At 46.2% G+C, this 20,140-nt stretch carries 18 protein-coding genes; 14 read left to right on the top strand and 4 right to left on the bottom strand.

Translation table 11 applies throughout. From position 1 onward, the window contains the following. The first annotated feature begins 108 nt into the window (after positions 1-108). From recG to NO989_RS03555, 8 genes are all read left to right on the top strand, one after another. Positions 109-2,181 carry an ATP-dependent DNA helicase RecG gene (recG, locus tag NO989_RS03520; RefSeq protein WP_371342066.1) on the top strand — a complete coding sequence of 691 codons (2,073 nt, stop codon included), beginning with the start codon at positions 109-111 and terminating at the stop codon, positions 2,179-2,181. After that, a complete protein-coding gene (locus NO989_RS03525) occupies positions 2,174-2,950 on the top strand; it encodes a class I SAM-dependent methyltransferase (RefSeq protein WP_156085719.1) in 777 nt (258 codons plus the stop codon). Before recG ends, NO989_RS03525 begins: the two co-directional genes overlap by 8 nt. Positions 2,951-2,959: 9 nt before the next feature. Beyond that, a complete protein-coding gene (locus NO989_RS03530; RefSeq protein WP_014996861.1) occupies positions 2,960-3,433 on the top strand; it encodes a peroxiredoxin in 474 nt (157 codons plus the stop codon). Between the two features lie 431 nt (positions 3,434-3,864). Then, positions 3,865-4,674 (top strand): hypothetical protein, encoded by an 810-nt coding sequence (locus tag NO989_RS03535; RefSeq protein ID WP_014947811.1) that lies wholly within the window; start codon positions 3,865-3,867, stop codon positions 4,672-4,674. Positions 4,675-4,683: 9 nt separating this feature from the next. Beyond that, positions 4,684-5,718 (top strand): extracellular solute-binding protein, encoded by a 1,035-nt coding sequence (locus NO989_RS03540; protein ID WP_049587125.1) that lies wholly within the window; start codon positions 4,684-4,686, stop codon positions 5,716-5,718. Continuing rightward, positions 5,715-7,235, top strand: coding sequence for an ABC transporter permease (locus NO989_RS03545; RefSeq protein WP_371342041.1), 1,521 nt, complete (start codon positions 5,715-5,717; stop codon positions 7,233-7,235). Before NO989_RS03540 ends, NO989_RS03545 begins: the two co-directional genes overlap by 4 nt. Continuing rightward, complete coding sequence (locus NO989_RS03550; protein WP_168533143.1) at positions 7,235-8,266, top strand: ABC transporter ATP-binding protein; 1,032 nt, start codon at positions 7,235-7,237, stop codon at positions 8,264-8,266. The genes NO989_RS03545 and NO989_RS03550 overlap by 1 nt, the downstream gene beginning before the upstream one ends. 2 nt (positions 8,267-8,268) lie before the next feature. Continuing rightward, a complete protein-coding gene (locus NO989_RS03555; RefSeq protein ID WP_239239400.1) occupies positions 8,269-9,450 on the top strand; it encodes an NAD(P)/FAD-dependent oxidoreductase in 1,182 nt (393 codons plus the stop codon). A gap of 182 nt (positions 9,451-9,632) precedes the next feature. Here NO989_RS03555 and NO989_RS03560 read toward each other — a convergent pair whose 3' ends face one another. After that, positions 9,633-10,661, bottom strand: coding sequence for an Abi family protein (locus tag NO989_RS03560; protein WP_049587122.1), 1,029 nt, complete (start codon positions 10,659-10,661; stop codon positions 9,633-9,635). Between the two features lie 694 nt (positions 10,662-11,355). Between NO989_RS03560 and NO989_RS03565 the strand changes: the two genes are divergently transcribed. From NO989_RS03565 to NO989_RS03575, 3 genes are read left to right on the top strand one after another with little or no spacing between them, the layout of a single operon-like run. After that, a complete protein-coding gene (locus NO989_RS03565) occupies positions 11,356-11,499 on the top strand; it encodes a hypothetical protein (RefSeq protein WP_156080631.1) in 144 nt (47 codons plus the stop codon). 32 nt (positions 11,500-11,531) lie between these two features. Continuing rightward, positions 11,532-11,819, top strand: coding sequence for a hypothetical protein (locus NO989_RS03570; protein WP_049587119.1), 288 nt, complete (start codon positions 11,532-11,534; stop codon positions 11,817-11,819). 10 nt (positions 11,820-11,829) lie between these two features. Then, the gene (locus NO989_RS03575) at positions 11,830-12,030 is read left to right on the top strand and encodes a peptide chain release factor-like protein (protein ID WP_152910877.1); all 201 of its coding nucleotides are present in this window, start codon (positions 11,830-11,832) and stop codon (positions 12,028-12,030) included. A 102-nt stretch (positions 12,031-12,132) separates the two neighbouring features. On the opposite strand, the gene NO989_RS03580 is transcribed toward NO989_RS03575, so the two are convergent. The 3 genes from NO989_RS03580 to NO989_RS03590 all read right to left on the bottom strand — a co-directional run bounded on the left by NO989_RS03580 (position 12,133) and on the right by NO989_RS03590 (position 16,484). Next, positions 12,133-14,511, bottom strand: a complete 2,379-nt coding sequence (locus NO989_RS03580) for a DEAD/DEAH box helicase family protein (RefSeq protein WP_371342042.1) — start codon at positions 14,509-14,511, stop codon at positions 12,133-12,135. Positions 14,512-15,207: 696 nt separating this feature from the next. Continuing rightward, the gene (locus tag NO989_RS03585; protein ID WP_371342043.1) at positions 15,208-15,879 is read right to left on the bottom strand and encodes an OmpW family protein; all 672 of its coding nucleotides are present in this window, start codon (positions 15,877-15,879) and stop codon (positions 15,208-15,210) included. Positions 15,880-16,016: 137 nt separating this feature from the next. Continuing rightward, a complete protein-coding gene (locus tag NO989_RS03590) occupies positions 16,017-16,484 on the bottom strand; it encodes a hypothetical protein (protein WP_168462695.1) in 468 nt (155 codons plus the stop codon). A 224-nt stretch (positions 16,485-16,708) separates the two neighbouring features. Here NO989_RS03590 and NO989_RS03595 point away from each other — a divergent pair, with 224 nt between their 5' ends. The 3 genes from NO989_RS03595 (at position 16,709) to NO989_RS03605 (ending at position 20,111) form a co-directional block, all read left to right on the top strand. Then, positions 16,709-17,017: a hypothetical protein gene (locus NO989_RS03595; RefSeq protein ID WP_061093934.1), complete on the top strand. Its 309-nt coding sequence runs from the start codon at positions 16,709-16,711 to the stop codon at positions 17,015-17,017. 150 nt (positions 17,018-17,167) lie between these two features. After that, on the top strand, positions 17,168-18,355 hold the full coding sequence (locus NO989_RS03600) for a diguanylate phosphodiesterase (protein ID WP_371342044.1): 1,188 nt from the start codon (positions 17,168-17,170) through the stop codon (positions 18,353-18,355). A gap of 208 nt (positions 18,356-18,563) precedes the next feature. Next, on the top strand, positions 18,564-20,111 hold the full coding sequence (locus NO989_RS03605) for a diguanylate cyclase (protein WP_371342045.1): 1,548 nt from the start codon (positions 18,564-18,566) through the stop codon (positions 20,109-20,111). Positions 20,112-20,140: the final 29 nt, after the last annotated feature.

Raw genomic sequence — 20,140 nt, forward strand, 5'->3', positions numbered from 1 at the left:
CCCCTCAACAATCCTTTACACTTCTTTTCCTATAACATGTTGAATAACACCAGCTTGTGCCAATTCAAAGGTTAAATAGTTAATGTTCCAAAAGAAGGATATCGCTTGATGCAAGCACTGGCCACTACACCCATTACTGCGCTTAAAGGCGTAGGCGCAAAGGTGGCAGAAAAGCTTAACAAAATAGGTTTGTTTACCCTTCAAGATATTCTGTTTCATCTTCCTCACCGCTACGAAGACAGAACCCGTATTTATAGCGTGGCAGAGTGCCGCCCGTTTACTCATGTAAGCGTGCAGGGCCAGGTAATGAGCGCCGACATTCAATATGGCAAGAAGCGCATGCTGGTGGTCAAGCTTAGCGACGGTACTGGTACCATAACCTTACGCTTTTTCCACTTTGGTGCGGTGCAGCGTTCAATCATGACACCAGGCAACACGGTGCGCTGTTTTGGAGAAGTGCGTACTGGCAAGTGGGGCATTGAGATGATGCACCCAGAGTTTAAGCTTGTGGATGAAGACGCGCCACCATCAGAAGAATCACTAACCCCGGTTTATCCCACTACCGACGGTGTAAAACAGCTAACCCTTCGTAATTTGACTGACCAAGCTTTAAAGCTTTTGGATAAAGGGGCGCTGGCCGATTTGCTGCCCGACGGTATTTACGATAATCAAATAAGCCTGAACGAGGCCCTTCATCTGGTACACAGGCCGCCGCCTGATGTCGACGTTCACGAAATGGAAGAGGGGTTGCACCCTGCCCAGTATCGGTTAATTTTGGAAGAGTTATTGTCACACCACCTAAGTGTGTTGAAAGTACGCAAGCTATCTGACGCGCAGCCCGGTATTCCTATTAAGGTGAACCAGCCGCTTATCGATAAAATGCTCGCTCAACTGCCATTCTCACCAACGGGGGCGCAGGCTCGGGTAGTGGAAGACATTCAAAAAGATATGCAGCATGCGCGACCCATGATGCGCTTGGTTCAAGGAGACGTTGGCTCAGGTAAAACCTTGGTTGCCGCACTGGCAGCGTTATCAGCCATTGGGGCAGGGCATCAGGTAGCGTTAATGGCGCCCACAGAGCTATTGGCAGAACAGCACGCCAATAACTTTCGCGGATGGCTAGAGCCTTTGGGAATAGAGGTAGGTTGGCTTGCCGGAAAGCTTAAAGGCAAAGCCCGTAATGAAGTATTAGCGCGGTTAGAAGCCGGTGATATTCAAATGTTGGTGGGTACCCATGCTATTTTCCAAGAAAGCGTGAACTACCAGCAGTTAGCGCTGGTTATTGTGGATGAGCAGCACCGTTTTGGCGTGCATCAACGGTTAGCCCTTCGTGATAAAGGTGAGCAACAAGGCCGCTATCCTCACCAGCTGATCATGACGGCAACGCCTATTCCAAGAACGCTGGCCATGACGGCCTATGCCGATTTAGACACTTCGGTTATTGATGAATTGCCACCGGGCAGAACACCGGTACAAACTGTGGTGCTGCCGGATACACGCCGCGCTGATGTGATAGAGCGAGTGCGTCAGGCCTGTAAAGAAAATGGTCGGCAAGCGTATTGGGTGTGTACGCTTATTGATGAGTCGGAAGTGTTGGAATGTCAGGCAGCAGAAGACGCTGCGGTTACCCTGCGTACCGCGCTGCCAGACTTACACGTTGGCTTGGTACACGGGCGATTAAAACCCGCTGAAAAAGCGCAGGTTATGGCTGACTTTAAAGACGGAAAGCTGGATTTATTGGTCGCAACTACCGTCATTGAAGTAGGCGTAGATGTGCCCAATGCCAGTATCATGATTATTGAAAACCCTGAACGCTTGGGCCTAGCGCAGCTTCACCAGCTTAGAGGGCGAGTAGGGCGTGGTGCGGTAGAAAGTCAGTGTGTACTTATGTACCAAAGCCCACTATCGAAAACCGCTACTCAGCGCCTTGGCGTATTGCGTGAGTCTAATGACGGGTTTTATATTGCCCAGCGAGATTTGGAAATTCGTGGTCCGGGTGAGTTTATGGGGACAAAACAAACCGGAATGGCCGAGCTTAAAATAGCAGATCTTGTGCGCGACGCCGCTCTTATTCCTAAGGTTCAGGAAATTGCCTATACCCTTTGGGACAAGTATCCCTCTCACGCTCAAGCCATCATTAATAGGTGGATAGGGCACAAGGAGCAGTACGGTCATGCTTAATCATGTGCCTTTAATCATTTGTGATGACGCCAATAGCGATGACGCTAAATTAATTAGTGCAATCAGTGAGAAGTGGGGTTTTCCTGTTGTCAGCAGCAGTGAAAAGCCTACCGAAGGCCTGTATCTACAGGTACAAAACGGCGTGCTAGGCCTTGCCGACGCAGGCGAGAAAAAAGTGAACCCAGTAGAGGTTGATTTTGCATCGCCCGCTAGTTTGTATCGCAAGCAGCACGGTGGCGGGCGCAAAGAACCTATTGTTAAAGCCATTGGCCTTAAAGGTAACGAAGCGTGGCATGTGGTAGATGCAACACCTGGGCTAGGTCGTGATGCCTTTGTTTTGGTAAGCGTTGGCTGCAAGGTCACTATGATAGAGCGATCGCCAGTTGTTGCCGCTTTACTCGAAGACGGTATTCGCAGATTAGCGCTTAGTTTTCCAGAACTTGCAGCTAAAATCTCGCTTCAACATGGAAATAGTGCTGAGGTAATGCAATACTTCACTGGTGAGAATGTGAACGCTATTTACTTAGACCCCATGTTCCCACATAAAAAGAAGTCAGCCTTGGTGAAAAAGGAAATGCGGCTGTTTCAGCAACTGCTTGGTCACGATCCAGATGCAGATGCGCTGTTACCGCCAGCACTAAAGCTAGCCACGCACCGGGTAGTGGTTAAACGCCCAAACAGTGCAGACGTGCTGGCAGGAGAGAAACCCTCCATGGCAATAGAAAGTAAAAAACATAGATTTGATGTGTATTTGTGTCAAAAACCCTAGGAGAACAACATGATACAAGTTGGTAGCACCTTGCCCGAGGTGGATTTCGGTCTTTTAGTCAATGGAGAAGTGACAAACCCAGGCACTAATGAACTTTTCTCGGACAAGCGCGTTGTGTTGTTTGCAGTACCAGGGGCGTTTACGCCAACCTGTTCACAAGCTCATTTGCCGGGCTATGTGGCGCTTGCAGACAAAATTAAAGCCAAAGGGATAGATAGCATCATTTGCCTGTCTGTTAACGATGCGTTCGTTATGGATGCGTGGGGCAAAGCGAATAACGCTGAAGAAATTATTATGCTTGCCGATGGCAATGGTCATTTCACAAAGCAAATTGGCTTAGATATGAACACTAGCAACTTCGGTGGCTTGCGCTCACTGCGCTACTCTATGCTTGTAGAAGATGGTGAAGTGAAAAAGCTTAACGTTGAAGATCCAGGTCGTTTCGATGTAAGCGATGCGCAAAGCATGCTAGATAGCCTTTAAACCGGCAAGCACGGCATTAAGATATCAAGAAGCCCGCAACCACGGTTGCGGGCTTTTTTTATTTAGATGTTTGTGAATATTCGTTAATACCAGTCCGCATAGTTAATTACTCGCCCTTCGAGAAGGTCTGGCAAGCTTCTGAGTGGGCAACTATCTATGCGGCTTGGTATTCTTTACTTAAGCGTATACTTGGTTGCCATTTTCATTAAAATGTAACCTATGTATGATCTGGCGCTCTGTAAATAGCGTTGAATATCAGTACGTTCAGTGAAGGTTAATGAACTAACATGCAGTATTCTGTGTCGAAAGTGCAGAAAAAATAAGGGCTAACACACTACGTTACTTAGCATGTGGGCTCGTTCAGTTACCTTTACTTGCTTAATGATAATAAGTATCATTTGCGTGAAAAGACAAACGTTTTAGGAATAATTATGACAACAACACTGAAAAAAATGAGTGCTTTGGTACTGGCTTCTGCGGTCACTTTCTCGATGCTATCTTCTCAGGCGCTTGCTAACGGTGCCATTGGCGATCACGTGAACAATCTTCACGCGCACATCGGCGAATATACGGAAGAGGTACATTGGTTAGAGAGCAAGTTTGGCAGTGTTGTTGATGCATATGAAGCAAAAGATAAATCGCTTAAGACCGATGCACTGATTGAGTATTGGGAAGAGGTGGATTTTCACTCTGCTATCGAAACCCAGTATGTGCCTATTTACGCCTCTATTTGGCAAGGTATTTATGGTGTGAAAGTCGCCATTGATGAAGGCAAGCCTGTTGCAGACGTGCGCGTAGAGCAAGAGAAGCTAAATCATGCCTTGTGGCAGGCGTTAGGCGCAGTTAAACTTGCGTCCCAGTATCAAAAGAAAGGCTTAGTGAACAAGGTTCAAACCACCGAAAAAGAACCTACCACAGGCCCTGAAGTTATCGACGATATTAAAACACGTCTTGATCGTGTTGTTGCTAAGTACGCGGAACAGCTTCACGAAGTAGCAACTACACTCGTTCACGATACTTACCTTCAACGATTTGAAGGTGTGGAAGGTGATTTGATTGCGAAAAACGCAGCTTTGGTTGAAGACTTGGAGAAAGACTTTAACGTAACGCTTCCACAAGCTATCTCAAAAGACACTGGCGTTGATTCAGTTCGTAAGGTCGTAGAGTCTATGCAGGCCAAACTTGACCGCGCTCGCGCACTTTTGGTTGAAGTAGAACAAAGTCGTAAAGACGTATTTTAAGGAAGGTGTATGCAACGTAGAACATTCTTACAAGGCTTAGCAGCGGCCGGTGCATTATCTGGTTTGCCGTTTAGTCTTGCTCACGCTATGACACAAACAGGCAGTGTGTCAGTTGAGTCACTGCCTAAATTGGAAGGTGATCTCACACTTTACTTAGGTCGTGGTGAAGGTGGCTTGTACGAGAATGTTCTAAAGGCCATCGAAAAGCGCAATCCAAAGCTTAATCTTAAAATAAGACGCGGCGGCTCTGCGGCATTAGCCAACACCATCGTCGCTGAGACTAAGGCAGGCGTTAAACGCGCCGACCTTTTCTGGGCCGTAGACACGGGCTCTATTGGCATGGTTACTGATGCTGGCGCGGCTAAGCCGTTGCCAGACGACCTTACTGCGCAGCTGCGTGAAGATTTTCAGTATCCGAGCTGGTCACCGGTAACAGGTCGTGTGCGTACACTGCCTTATAACACTGAGCGTGTTAAACCGGAGCAAATCCCTGAAAGCGTGATGGCATTAGCCGACAGCGATTTAAAAATTGGCTGGGCACCCGCCTACTCATCGTTTCAGTCTTTTGTCACTGCAATGCGCATTTTAGAGGGCGATAAAGCCACTAAATCATGGCTTAAAGGCATTAATAAGCACTCGAAAAAGTACGCAGGCGAACTTGGTGTAGTGATGGGCGTTGAACGTGGTGAAGTCGATATCGGCTTTGCGAATCACTACTACACCCTTCGCCTTAAATCAGGTAAGCCGAACGCAAACGTAGCGCTTGCGTACAGTAAAAGCGACGCAGGTTGCCTAGTAAATGCGTCTGGTATTGTGGCATTGAGCGACGGTGACTTGCCGGTTAACTTTATTCGTTACCTGCTTTCGCACGAAGTTCAGTCTTATCTTGCTCGCGAAGCCTACGAAATCCCTCTGGTTCAAGGGGTTGAACAGCCGCAAGGCTTAGCTGACCTAAGTACGCTGTCACCGCCTGAAATGGACCTTCGTAAACTGGCTGACTTACGCCCTACACTTAATCTTATGAGGGAAGTTGGCGTACTGTGACAAATTGGCCAAAGTCGTATCCACTGGCACTTCTTATCGCGCTGATGGCTTTATTGCCCGTCGGCGTTTTGTTTTCTCTAGCTCAAGATAGTGCGCAACTTTTCGATACCCATAACCTAAGGGTACTAGCGAACACGGTGTCATTGGTGGTGCTTACCATTATTGGCTCTGTACTTATCGGAGTACCGCTTGCCTTTTTAACCGCTTATGTGCAGATGCCATTTAAGCGGTTTTGGCTCATTTTACTTGCCGCGCCATTAGCACTACCAAGCTACATTGGCGCATTTGCCATGTACTTTTCATTTGGCACAGGTGGCGAAATTGAAAACGTACTGGGAATTAGCACGCCACCTATCAGCGGCCTTTGGGGCTCTGCGCTGGTCATGAGCCTTTATACTTATCCATTCGTCGTGATGACAACCCGTTCAAGCTTACTGAGTTTAGATGCAAGCTTGGTTAACGCGGCGCGCACGCTAGGGTTAACCTTAGGCGCAAGCTTATGGCGAGTGGTTTTACCGCGTGTTGTGAATAGCGTTGCCGCAGGGGCACTCCTTGCTGCACTTTATGCGTTATCCGATTTTGGTACGCCTGCAATAATGGGCTTCGACACTTTTACCCGAGTTATTTTTGTTGAGTATAACGCCTTCGGTCTTAGTCAAGCCGCCATGCTGAGCCTTCAGCTAATGGTTATTGTTGGGCTTATTCTATTTATAGAAAGTCGTATTAGTGGCGCTCAAGAGCGCCCAGGTAAGCATTTATCGTTGTTTCCTGCTCGCTGGCAGCGAAACCTAATGTTGCTGGCTACTATGCCGGTGGTATTTATGGCTATTGTACTTCCCCTTGCTATTTTTACGCTGTGGTTAGTGCGAGAAGGCGCCGGCGGTTTTGAATTTAGCTATGCGTGGAACTCAGCTCATGCGTCATTTATTGCAGCGATTGTTGCTGTATTACTAGCCATTCCGGTGGCTCACGCCGCTATTGCCGGAAAAGCTGGACGCTTTATGGAGCGCATTACTTATTTTGGCTTTGGGGTTCCGGGTATCGTAATGGGGACGGCCCTTGTTTATGTTGGCCTGCAGTTGCCCGCGCTCTATCAAACGTTAAGTCTGCTTGTGATGGCTTATGTACTGCGCTTTATCCCACTTGCTGTGGGAAGTGTAAGAAGTACGGCTGAGAATATTGATTCAGGTCTGGTAAAAGCCGCTCGCGTGCTGGGCGCTAGCCCGCGTGAGGCATTTGTGCGAATTACGCTGCCGTTAACCCTTCGTGGTATGATTGCGGGTGCAGCGCTTGTGTTCTTAGAAGCCATGCGCGAACTACCTGCAACGCTTATGTTAGGACCTACAGGATTTGAAACCTTAGCTACCTATATGTGGCGAGTTTACGAAGCGGGTTACTTTGGCCGCGCAGCCGTACCAGGGCTTTTACTTGTTTTATTATCAGGTGTGGGATTAATTCTCATGCTGTCGGGCGAAAGAAAAGCCCAGTTTACCGTTACCGAGGATGATCGTTCGTAATGCTTAGTGTAAATAATTTGTCTGTGAATTATGGGTCTACCCGCGTTGTCGACAAGTTAAATCTTGAGCTTGGACAAGACGAAATCCTGATGCTGGTGGGGCCAACCGGCTGCGGTAAAACCACCATTTTGCAAGCGTTGGCTGGGCTTATTCCTATTTCAGAAGGTGCTATGAGCCTAGGTGAATGGGAAAGTACAGCAAACAAACATGTTCCGCCTGAAAAGCGTAACGTGGGTATGGTGTTTCAAGACTTTGCGTTGTTTCCTCATCTTACCGTTCAGCAGAACGTTTGCTTTCGTTTAAAAGACACTAAGCTGGCCGATCATTGGCTTCAATTATTAGGCCTAGATAACTTCCGCGATGCAAAACCTGCACGTCTTTCTGGCGGTCAAAAGCAGCGCGTTGCGCTAGCAAGAACGCTAGCTCACGAACCTTCCTTTGTATTGCTAGACGAACCCCTTTCAAACCTTGATGCTGCGCTAAAAGACAGCTTGCGCTGGGAAATTCGCGATGCCTTAAAAAAAGCAGGCGTACCTGCTATTTGGGTAACGCACGATCAAGAAGAGGCGCTAAGCGTTGGCGATAGAGTGGGTATACTTAATAAAGGTGTGCTTGAGCAATTAGACACACCTGAAGCCTGTTACTCTTCTCCTGCCAGCCGTTTTGTGGCGCGTTTTATGGGCGAAGCGAGCTTCTTAAGTGCGACGTTCGATAGCAGCGCAGCAAATACAGACAAAACAGTGGTTACCGATATTGGTAATGTGCCGGGCACACCGCTTCAAGGTGCAAGCGGCAACGTAGACTTGTTGGTACGCCCTGACGATTTAAGCTTAGATGCTGCACTAAGTGAAACTAACTGTACGGTTGAATGGGTACGCTACGAAGGCGAAAGTCGGCTTTACGCGGTTGTCTTAGATTGCGGCGACGAGCTTAAAGTACGAGTAAGCCACGAAAATGCTATAAAGCCCGGTACTCGCGCCTTCGTACAGTTAATAACCACACATCCATTGGCCGTTTTTCCTAGAGGTTAATTGTGATCAAGCGCGATGTAATTGTTATTGGTGCAGGAGCTGCAGGGCTTTTTTGTGCGGCGCAGGCCGGCGCGCGCGGACGCAGCGTAGAAGTGCTCGATCACGCTAAAAAAGTGGGCCGAAAAATCCTGATGTCAGGCGGTGGCCGCTGTAACTTCACTAACATGTATGCAGGCCCTGAAAACTTTCTTTCGCAAAACCCTCACTTTTGTAAGTCGGCGCTAAGTCGCTATACCCAATGGGACTTTATTGGCTTGGTTGCCGAGTATGGCATTGCCTACCATGAAAAAACCTTGGGCCAACTGTTTTGTGATGATAGCGCCAAAGAGATCGTCGATTTACTGCTTAATGAGTGCAACAAAGCGGATGTGACAATTACTACTCGTTGCGAGATTCTAAGTGTTGAAAAGAATGAAAGTGGGTACTCACTTACAACCTCGAATGGTGAGTATGAATGTGAATCCCTTGTAATTGCTACCGGCGGTTTAAGCATGCCCAAGCTAGGTGCCACGCCATTCGGCTACAAAATAGCGCAGCAATTTGGTCTTAACGTATTACCTACTCGTGCAGCACTTGTTCCCTTTACCTTGCACGATAAAGATAAAGACACACTGGCAGAGCTTAGCGGTATCGCAGTTGATGTATATGCCAGCTGCAACGACACTACGTTTAAAGAAGCGATGCTGTTTACCCACCGAGGGTTGAGCGGCCCTGCCATGCTACAAATTTCCAGCTATTGGGAAGCGGGTGACAGCTTAAGTATCAACATGCTACCTAACGACGATGCTACGGCGCTTCTACAGACTGCACGCACAGAGACGCCAGACGCATTGCTTGCTACCTGTTTAAATAAAGTATTTCCAAAGCGTATGGTACAGAGCCTTATTGAGTATCATAGTTGGCGCAACGTGCCGGTGAAACAGCTGACTCACGGCGAGTGCGACGCCATTGCTGACACCCTAGAGAATTGGCAAATAAAGCCAAACGGCACAGAAGGATATCGCACCGCCGAGGTTACTATAGGCGGTGTAGATACCAATGACCTATCATCAAAAACCATGATGGCGAAAAATGTCGAAGGCCTGTACTTCATTGGCGAAGTGGTTGACGTTACCGGTTGGCTCGGTGGCTTTAATTTCCAGTGGGCATGGAGCAGTGGTTGGGCAGCAGGGCAAGTGGTTTAGAATGAACCGGCTTAACTAAAACGAAGACAAAGTAGCCTTATAGACCTCTGAATAAAACCCATTCGATTTCTATAAATATCAAATTAAAACGAAGACATTCTAGTATGAATAATTTTACTGAATCTCACATGGACTTTGCAAAACCCGTATTTCATCGAGATGTTTTTGATGTCTCGCGATACTTAACTACTGAAGAATTCGTGGTTGAGCCAATCATCTGGAAAGCCCATAGGAAATTTTGGCACTTCGGGATGAAGTGTAACTAGCGCTTTTACTTTATTATGCCATTGACTATCTGGACTAACCTGCCTCATTAGGTGACCTAACATAAGTAACACCATATAAATACGACGCTTAGGCTGAACTTGGCTGGGCTCAAGTCTGTCTGGCAACTGCCAATTATCACCATTTGGAATCTTAGGCTGAACAGACAATTCTCGATTCCAAAGTCGACTATGATGTGCGCAACAATTCCTCACAAAGTTTAGCGTATGCAACCAACTTTCAAGAACCTCTTGAGGTAAGTCAAATCTTCTAGCGATATCTTTACGGTCATTATCTTTTGCTAGCCCTCGATATAGGTGAGATATACTCCCAAGAGTTAATTCTTCCACCATCGCCCAACCTGGCATTAACTTAGGAGAATCATATGTATGTTGGTAGAAGCGGGCATAATTCTCTCGGACTCTTCTTTCAATCCGCCGATCTTTAACTTCGGCAGAAACGGAAGTTCGTTCAATCTTTTTTACATCTCTCTGAAGATCGTTGGATTCTTTTGATTGCTTATCTTCGATTTCTTTCAACAGTCGTTTGTGCTGGTATGAGGATTTAAATAATGATTCATTCAAGTACCAGTGGGAGCCACTACATATATCATCAGTTTGATGCTTGTTAGCCATAACGTTATTCAAGGTAGCTCGGATTGCAACTTCTACTCTCTCAATAGCGTCCATAATGAGCAGCCGCAATTCTCTATCAAAAGCGTACAAGTCCACTATTTGTTTAAATTCAGTTCCATCTTTGAATTGATGATCTACAACTTGTTCGTTTATATTCTTTTGGAATGGGCGCATATATGCGCTAAGGCGAAAATAGCTTATTACTTCTAAATATCTTTCCGCACGTTCTGGATTTTGAATGGTTAGACCGCGGTGCTGAAGAATGCCGATTTGTTCTGTAATACTAACCGCGGGTTTGTTGAATTGATTCATTATGCCTTATCTTCCATGACGTAAAATTCAGGCATAAAAAAGCCCGCACAATTTGAGCATTGTTAAGAGGCTTGGCGAGCGTGTTGCTTATAATAGTAGTGATATGCATGCCGCCCGTCAACCACATTCATCTATTATCTTCAAAGTATTAACTCACAACACAACGAAAATTTCAAACATAACCTCATGTATATTAAAGCAAAACAGTAATCCCTATTCAGCACAAAAAATTCATTCTGATACAACGGTCGCACCTGCAAACACAACACTGTCCCAATCACACCACGATCTTGTGGCTCCTCCTTCCCTCTCCTCTTTTAACGCGTCAGTCGTGGCCTTCAAATGGGCCTATTGACCAGCCGTTTATCCGAGTCCATGTTAAGTTCTAGCGTAATAACAAGCACATAGCCGCAGACCACAGTCCGTGCGGGAGTTAGTATCAAAGTGATACTAACTCATTGTTTATAAGAGACTATTGATCTAATCCTTACCTTATACTAGCGTAAAGAGAGATACCACTGACACGATAGCATGACGTGCTCACTTACCCCGATGGTTGGCTACTTTACACACTAACCGCTAACAACGCCGCTCCCCAGGTTTGTCTAGTCACGCTCTTCAATGACAATTCGATTAGCGTTCACTGCGCAATACAAGGTGCTGTACCTATCCATACGAAAGAAGGTAGCTATCATTGGACGGCCTCAAATGGGGAGATCTCGATACTGCATCCACTCAAAGAGGGCTGCGTGCGCTCATTACAACGGGTGTTATTGGACAGCGAACTGGCAAAGTGGCGTGCGGCACACGTGACCGTGCAACGTATCCGGGTCAGTGATGTTTCCCTCGACCCAGCATAAAGGAGACACCATGACAGTGTATTGCAATTTTGTATGGAAGGTGGGTGCAGACACGGAGCCTCGCCCTCTGCTGACCCAGTTTGCGCAGGAACACTTTCACGCCCATGAGGCCGTGCCCATCGATACCACTCAATATGGCATTGATCATGGCTTGAATGATGTGCGAGCAGTCTTCAAACCGGAACAACGTTGGATCGCTTTCTGCTGTCGCTATCAGCATGATGTGGTCGCGACTGAAGGCAAAGTCCTAGCATTCGCCCAGGCCCACGGCCTGACGGTCGAGCGCATGCGAAAGTAAGGACATGCCGATGCCGTCGTCGTTTGCCGCTGATTTGGTCTTTACGATCATCCCATCGCCGACCACCCGCTTGGCTGCCACCCATGTCGGGGTAGAAGTTCTGCATGTGCCTACCGGTTTAATTGTCCGCTCCGTGGTATTGCCGTCACAGCATCTCAATCAACAAGCCGCTCTGGCGATTTTGGCGAGCCGATTAACGGCTCATGATTAGGGGTAATGTATCGTAGGTATCAACGAGAAAAGAATTAAAAATACCACGGGGTACACTTCGAATTATGCAGCCAGTTAGATAAACATGGATTAGCATTCTGGGTCAAAGAAGCTTGTTAGTTGTGCCGCTACCGATCTTTTTGACACTGTACCCAACGGCCTTATATCCATTGGCACGCTTTTTCCACATTCGTTGTAACATGGGAAAGTCATCAACATAATCGTGCACCGTGACCTCTGTTTTATTTGGGTGGTGACGCTGAATACGGCCAGCGTACTGGGCAACAATCCCTTTCCAGGAAATTGGGAGGGCCAAAAACAAGGTATCCAGATAAGGCAGGTCAAAGCCTTCCCCCACATATTTACCCGTCGCAATGATGACAGTCCTTTCAGGTAATCCCTTCTGAATCAGTTCAATCCGCTGTTTACGGATCTTAGTACTCACACCACCATGCAGCTCAATGGTATTGATGCCTTGTGTATTTAATTGCTCGCTGAGTATTGCAATATGTTCTTTACGTTCACTGAGCACCAGACATTGACGCTTGGCTTCTATTGCCTGGGCAATGCTGCGCGTGATGAGCTGATTTCGAGACGCATTATCTTGCAGGTATTGATACAGTTGGGTGATTTTTACCGGCTCCGAACCATCCACCCAAGTCGCTGGAAAAGCGATTTGGGTGTCGCAGCAATAGGCCGTTTGACTGAATGTTAACGACGCTGGTTTAGACTCAAATAACACCGCACCAAGTTGAAAATACATTAGCTTTTCCAACCCATCTTGTCTTTTGGGCGTCGCGGTAAAGCCAACCAAGAATTGAGGCGCGACGTTCTTTAACAACGTTTCATAGTTTGAGGCCGGAATGTGATGGCATTCATCGACAATAATTTGCCCATAGCTATCTACTTTGTCATGAATATCAATGCCATTTCTACTGATCAGGCTTTGATACGTCGCGACGTCGATCCGTCCGTTTAATTTATCCTTCCCGCCCAGGAGAGATCCCATCTCAGCGTCTTTGAGGAATATCTTGCATCGCTCAATCCATTGTTCCGCCAGCGCCTTATTGTGCACTAATACCAATGTATTGACTGCGCGTTTGGCGATTAATGCCAGTGCAACAACGGTCTTACCAAACCCCGTATTCGCAATGACCAGTCCATGTTCATTCTCCAGTAAGGCTTTTAGCGCTTTCGCTTGCTGGCTGCGAAGCGTGCCCTCAAAACGCAGGGCCGGGAGTCGCTGACCAGCATAGCGTTTATCCTGATATCGGATAGTACAAGCCTGTTGTTCCAGTAACGCTTCAACTTGTCCTTTTAGTCCTCTGGGCAGGTGCAGATAGCCCGATTCAATGTGCGCCGCACACAGATAGCGAGGTACGCCAATCGTTGAAAATCGCATCGCCTGGCGTTTAAAAAATTCAGGATTGGCAAACACCGCTAACTTCTTTAACGTTGCGACCAGTTTGTTGGGTAAAACCGCAATAGCAATATACAGCTTGTCAGCCACGACGATGTCGATTGTCGCGGGGCAGTCGTCAATTTTGGGCGTATTAAGGGTCGTCGATTTTTCCCAGGGTTTTAACTCGGCGACTTGCGGTTCCACGTCCACATAATCGGCGAGACGCTCGAGTAGTTGCCGTATAGTGTCAGGTGATAGTTTGCCCGTCGCCGCCAGTGCTTGCCATTGATCTTCGACAACACCCCCGTCAGTATCAATAAAGCAGGCGTTTCCCGACAAGCGAGGCTGCTTTTGTAACGGTAATGCAATGAGGTTCCCCATCCCGCCGCTGGGTAAGACATCTTGGTTGGGAAACATGCGGTCAAAACAGTCAAAGTTAAGGGCCGGGTATGTGTCCATGGTCAGATTGAGCAACGCTGTGCCCAATTGGCGTGAGGATTTTGCGTCTGTCGCTTTTTCAAAAAAGAGCCATAAATGACCGCCTTGTCCACTACGGGAACGCTCAACTAAGTAGCCAATAGACAGTGACTCACACACGTTTCGCAGTGCCGATATTGCCTCAAACCAGTCCGTTTTATCGAAGTCAAACGCTAACAGGTAACATTCATTTTGCGCCGTTAACGGGTAGATCCCAATCGTGCGTTGCCCTCGAAGATGGGCATTAATGGCACTGTCATCAAAGCGATGGAAGGCTTGGTGGGCACATTCTGAACATGCCGTTTTGGGCTTGTTGCAGATCCCAGCTTGCCATTCATTGGCACAGGAAGGGCTGTATCCGGCTTTGCCTTGCTTAGACTCCCAGCGGAAGGGGTAGACATCTTCGCGTCCTCGAAAGTATTGCTTAAACAGGGCAACCTTGGCCTCGGGTGTCTCAGATTGACTGAAGTACTGTGCTTGATGCGCCATACTTTGTTGCAAAAGCGCACTACGTTCATTAAGCAACGCCGTTTTTTGTTCTTCCAATCGCGCCAGCGCTTCGACGATTTGCGCCAGCCGCGCCTGGGCTCCCAGGATTGTCATGCTACTCAAGCTCCATTATCGTTTGGCATAGGCCCGTTGTGGGAAAGGAGCGCTTCACGGTTTAAGCAAGTGTGCTCCACCTTAGACTTGGAGCTTATCACGAATGCGCTATCCCAGCGCTGAGGCATCCATTGCGTTTCTTGGGGCAGCGCCAGAGGGTGGTCGGTGAGTTTGCGAAAAGTGCGATAACGGGCACGTTCAGGGGAAAAAGACCGTCAACCGCGATTTTGGCCGTCATGGCGCATAAAGAAGGAATATGTTTAATAAAAAATATCCAGATTTACAAGAGTGTGATGAACATGTTGGTGGAACAGTCTATACAGGTAGACACTCATACATTCAGTCCATTAAGTGGGAAGATTTTATAAAGAGCCCTACTCTATACCTCGATATTACTACCGAAATTAGAGACGACCTAGATAGCTATAACATTTCAAAACTTGTTACTGTTGAAGAGTAATCCAACGAAAACTGGACTAAATAACAGAAGAGAGAGCAACATAGCGGATTAAAAAACGAAGACAAAGACATAATCCATTAATATTCAACATTGTATGGATTTGTATGGTATTGATATAAGTTAGTTCGTCTTCGCTCTAATTTCATCTGTCTTCGTTATAATTACTTCAGCTCAAGAACCTCACCACGCTCCAAATTGTCGTACACTTTGCGGAAAGCAAAGAATTAAACGGTTACCTAAAACCGGTAACCTAGCGAAATAGCATAGACAAAGGGGTCAATTTCAATAGCGCTCACTGAGCCCCGGGTATCACCTAGGTTAAAGCTTGCTTCTGTGTCTATGTCTATCCAACGAACGGCGGCATTCAAAAACCATCTTTCGCTTAACTGACAGTCTATTCCCACTTGTGCGGCTAAGCCAAACGAGTTATCAAGAGATAAGTCACTAAGCCCTGCCTCTTCATTAGCTCCCGTAAATTGCTCGTCATAAATAAACGTATAGTTTAGACCCGCACCCACATAGGGCTGAAAAGCACTTGATGGATCGTTAAAGTAATAGTTAACCGTCACTGTGGGCGGAAGGTGGGTTACTTCGCCTAGCTGGTTACCTATTCCTAATGGGTTATCGATAGCGAAATTAACGTCATGTGTGAACGGCGTTGCGGCTAATACTTCTACGTTAACCCTATCCGTGATGAAATAGGCCGCGGTGAGGCCCAACTGCGTGTTGTTATCAATGGTCAGGCCAAAACCAAAGTCATCACCCACGTTAATGTTTGAAGACGATTCATCAGGTGCAACCGTGGCAAAGCCACCTCGGACGAGAATGTCGCCTTTTTCAAATGCAACTGCATTGGATGCTGAAGCAATAAAGGGAAGGGCGGTTAGTGCTAAAGCTAAGTTTTTCATCGTAGTCTCTCAGTCTGATAATTGAACACAGATAAGACTAAACAGACTTACTTAAAAAGAACTTTCTAGAAGATTAACGTTAGATTAAAAGCCTTCGTCAAATAAAAAGCTAAAAACGGCGCAGAATTGCGCTGTAATCAAAACGACATACCAATTGCCAGACCAGCAACCACTGCACTTTTATGATTTCGATGATAGTCGTAATGAAGCTGCGGCGATATGGTAACCCCCGATACTTCAAACTCATACAAAAAGCCTAACCGGGCTACCTCCATTTTATGGCTGCCGTGGAACTCAACGCCAGGGCCTATTTGTGCAATAAAATTATTGGTAATGTGCAGGTCAGCAACAAGCAAGTAGGTATAAGCGTCTAAGTCTTCAAACGCGTATTCAGCCACAAAGCCTACGCCTAAAAAGTCGCTCACACGGTATTCGTAATCGACACCTATTGTAAATGCGTTTCCGCACTCTTTTGTGTAAGTGGTACCTACCAATGCAGATAGATGATGGGGTGACGTTTCCCAATGATGAGCATTTCCCTTTGCAACAACAACGGGGGCAAATACCAAGGCAGCAACCAAGCCTAACGCTATTTGAACTCGCATAGTGATGCTCACATAAATTTAACGGTGACTACCTAGAAAGTTTCTTTCTAGCACTAATGAGAGCGTAGGCATCAAACGGCTATTTCACCAATGAACTTTAGTTGAAGTAATCGATAGGCCTAACTTAGTCGGCGTTAGGCGCATAGTTAAGCTTACATCTACCCATAACATCAAAATCTCGCTAAGGTGTCTGAATACAAGCCACCGAAGGAAAGAATAAGATAATGATTGATGAGAAACAGAAGGTACGTTTTTTAGATGCTTGTTCCGAACAGCTTATCGCGCTTTATACAGCCAGCAAAAACGGTAAAAAGGTCGATGCTGAGAAATATCGAGTACAAGGGTTTATGCACGCTGGCGAGCTTCTAGGGATAATTACCAATGAACAGGGCAAGGCGCTGATTGCCGACTTACATGTACAGGTTTTTGGTGAAACTATTGATGAGCGAGCGACAAGAAAACGTAAACTTAATGCGCTAAAAGAATCTGATCCCGATGCATATATTGAGATTCCCGCCATTGAAAGACGTTAATTTAAGTTAAGCAAAGTTACCTAAACCGACTTTGCGAGATTCTCGTTTCTAAGACTATACTTTGCCCCACACTATGATAAAAAAGCTGTAAAAAGAGGTTGCAGCTAGTTCGAAGCAGGGATGAAAACAAAGTTTAACAAGAGGCAACCCGTGCTTAAGCAGTTAGTTTACAGAAGTCAGTCGATGGTAAAAATTGATGAAAATGAACTTCTTAAAATAACAAACGATTCACTGCCATTTAATGCGAAAAACCACATTACAGGTATTCTTTTGTTTGATGGGGAATACTTCTTTCAAGTGCTTGAAGGAGATTGTGAGAAGGTAAACGGGCTTTTCGAACATATAAAAACAGACAGTCGTCACAGCAACATTATGAAAGTGACCGAAATGGTCATTCACAAACGCGATTTTGGAGATTGGCATTTAAGAACGCTTTCTGTCGCAGAAGGAAGCCGCTGCTATTGGTTACCTTCGGACATTAATATTAGCCGGGAAAGCCGGATATTTGCGCTTCTCAACAGCTTTGCTTCTGGGAAATGGCGAACTTGTTTAAGTGATAACGCGCGCAAAGACGTAAGAGCTAACGTTGCGACGTCAGAGAAAGCAGTTAAACCCTTCGAAAACTCTGACATTCAGTTTGCCTTTCAGCCTATTGTGGATACCTACAGAGCTCGTGTCTTTTCAATTGAAGCCCTAATCAGAAGTAACGATGGGAGATACCCTGAGACTATTTTGGAGGAGCTGGTTGGGCCGGAAAAGTACGATTTTGACCTGAAAAGCAAAGCTATAGCAATTAAGCAAGGCGCTGCGTTGCTATCTTCAGACCAGTCTTTATCCATCAATTTATGCCCCAGAGCGATTACCTCCACCGTCAACGTCGCAGACTACCTTCACGAATTGGTTAAACGCAATAAATTGAAACCACAGCAGCTTGTTATTGAAGTTACCGAAACAGAAATAATCAGCGAAAGTGACACATTTTACCAAGCAATAGAGCAGATCCGTTCACGAGGCATGAGAGTCGCTATAGATGACTTCGGCGCAGGGTACGCAGGGTTATCGTTACTCGCAGACTTCACACCAGACAAAATTAAATTAGATAGAAAAATAACGACAGGCATTCACGAAAGCGGGCATCGACAAGCAATAACCGAGGCTGTACTCGAGTTTGCCAACTCTATGGGAATTCCCTTGGTGGTAGAAGGCGTCGAAACGATTGATGAGTGGCTGTGGTTGCAGCATGCGGGTGTACAAAGATTTCAGGGGTTCTTGTTCGCAAAGCCCAAATTAAATGGTGTTAGTGGTATTGATTTTTCCTTCGACGGCGCTAGCAGCTAACTCCGCATAGGAAAAATATACATTTCTTGTCATTCCGCAGGATATTTTTCAGCGTTCTCACATTTTTAAACTAAGCTTAATGGGTGTGAGTTTTTATACCAGAATATAAATACTCATAACTCATCTTTGTGTAATAGCCGTACAGGGATATTTTTGCTACACGGATTTAGCTGCGGTACCAGTAGGAAGCAAATCTATGGCATGTGGAGTGTCGCGTAATTTTGTTCGCTTGTCGTTTGGGTTGATTTTGCTGACGTTCGGCACGTTTGCCAATGCAGCGTGCGTCATTAATGCTGAAAATGGTACTTCTGATACTGATAGCGATAGTGCTCTGTCTATCGTACTTAAAGAAGGTGCACAGCGTCTTTCGTTAAGCTGCGATGTCAACGCGACTCACGTTCTCTATTTCCCAAGAAACTACCTTTCTTATAATCAGCTGTATGACAGCGAGATGCAAAAAGTCCCCAAGTTAACCGGCGCATTTGAGTCCTATGCAATAGATAATACCCATAAGCGTCTATTTTTGGATATTAACTCTCAGGTAGAGCGACCTGTCAGGCTAAATATCGCTACGTTAAATGATTTTCAGACGTTGGCGTCAATACATACCTTCACATTGAGCTTGTTTATCGGCTTTTGCTTAGCGTTAACCTTGTACGTCGGAATGCTGGGAACAAGTATGCGCAACTACGGCTTTTACTCCTACAGTTTCTATGTGCTCAGTGCGGCAATTTTCTTTTTGCTTCAAGAAGGGTTACTGAACATTGCGTTTCCCCATGTCGCCTTTTTCTCGAACTTTAAACTGCATCTGTTATTCGCAGGGATCACGGTATTTGCTGCGGTAAAGTTTCTTGATCAACTACTCGATTTTAAAGCACTGCTAAAAGTATGGCAGCGCCAGTTTATCCTGGGAATGGCGTGTTCGGCACTGGCACTTTCATTTGTGCAGATCATTCTGTCCACTTCTGATGCGATGAGAGTAAATAGTACGCTAAGTCTTATCACGCTGATAACAATGACCTGTACGCTATCAAGCTGTGTTTATGCCGCCTACCGCAAAGTACATTGCTCAAACTTAGTATTAATGGGTATTGCTGTCATGGTGTTTTCCATGATGTTTCGATTGGTTTTTTCAGACGTGTCAGCGTTTATGTACCGCTACGGACTTATTGTGGGAATAACTATTGAAGCGTTTATTTTTGCTATTGCCACGTCGAGAAAGGTAAAAAAGCTCGATGACGACAGGCTTAGTGCATTCAAACGTGCGTCTACAGATTCCTTGTGTAAAGTGCTAAACCGCAGTGGATGGGAAGGAATAGCACAAAGCCTGCTTACTAACTTCAACAAGGAAGGAGGGTATTTGACCTTGCTATTTATCGACGTTGATAACTTCAAGGAGATTAACGATCAATATGGGCACCATTGTGGCGATAAGGTGCTGCAGGTTATTGCTAAAATTCTGCTGAGCCGATGCCGAGACCAAGATGCAGTAGGGCGCCTTGGCGGCGATGAATTTGTGGTGCTAAGCCACTGTTACAGTGAAGGACAATCTGAGCGCTTGGCTGCGCGCATAGAAGCCAGTCTGCTGGAAAGGGATATTAGAACCGATAACGTTGTTATTTCTGTTACGGCAAGCGTAGGCACATATATCACAAATGAACGCTGCAAAGATCTCACCACTCTGTTAAATAAAGCAGATAAACTGATGTACAGCGTTAAGGAGAAGCATAAGACGGCTCAATTGGCGTCTTCTTAATTAACCTTCCAGCAACGTATCACACACGC

The organism is Alteromonas sp. DY56-G5, from assembly GCF_041414725.1.
In the GTDB taxonomy this organism is placed as follows: Bacteria; Pseudomonadota; Gammaproteobacteria; order Enterobacterales; family Alteromonadaceae; genus Alteromonas; species Alteromonas macleodii.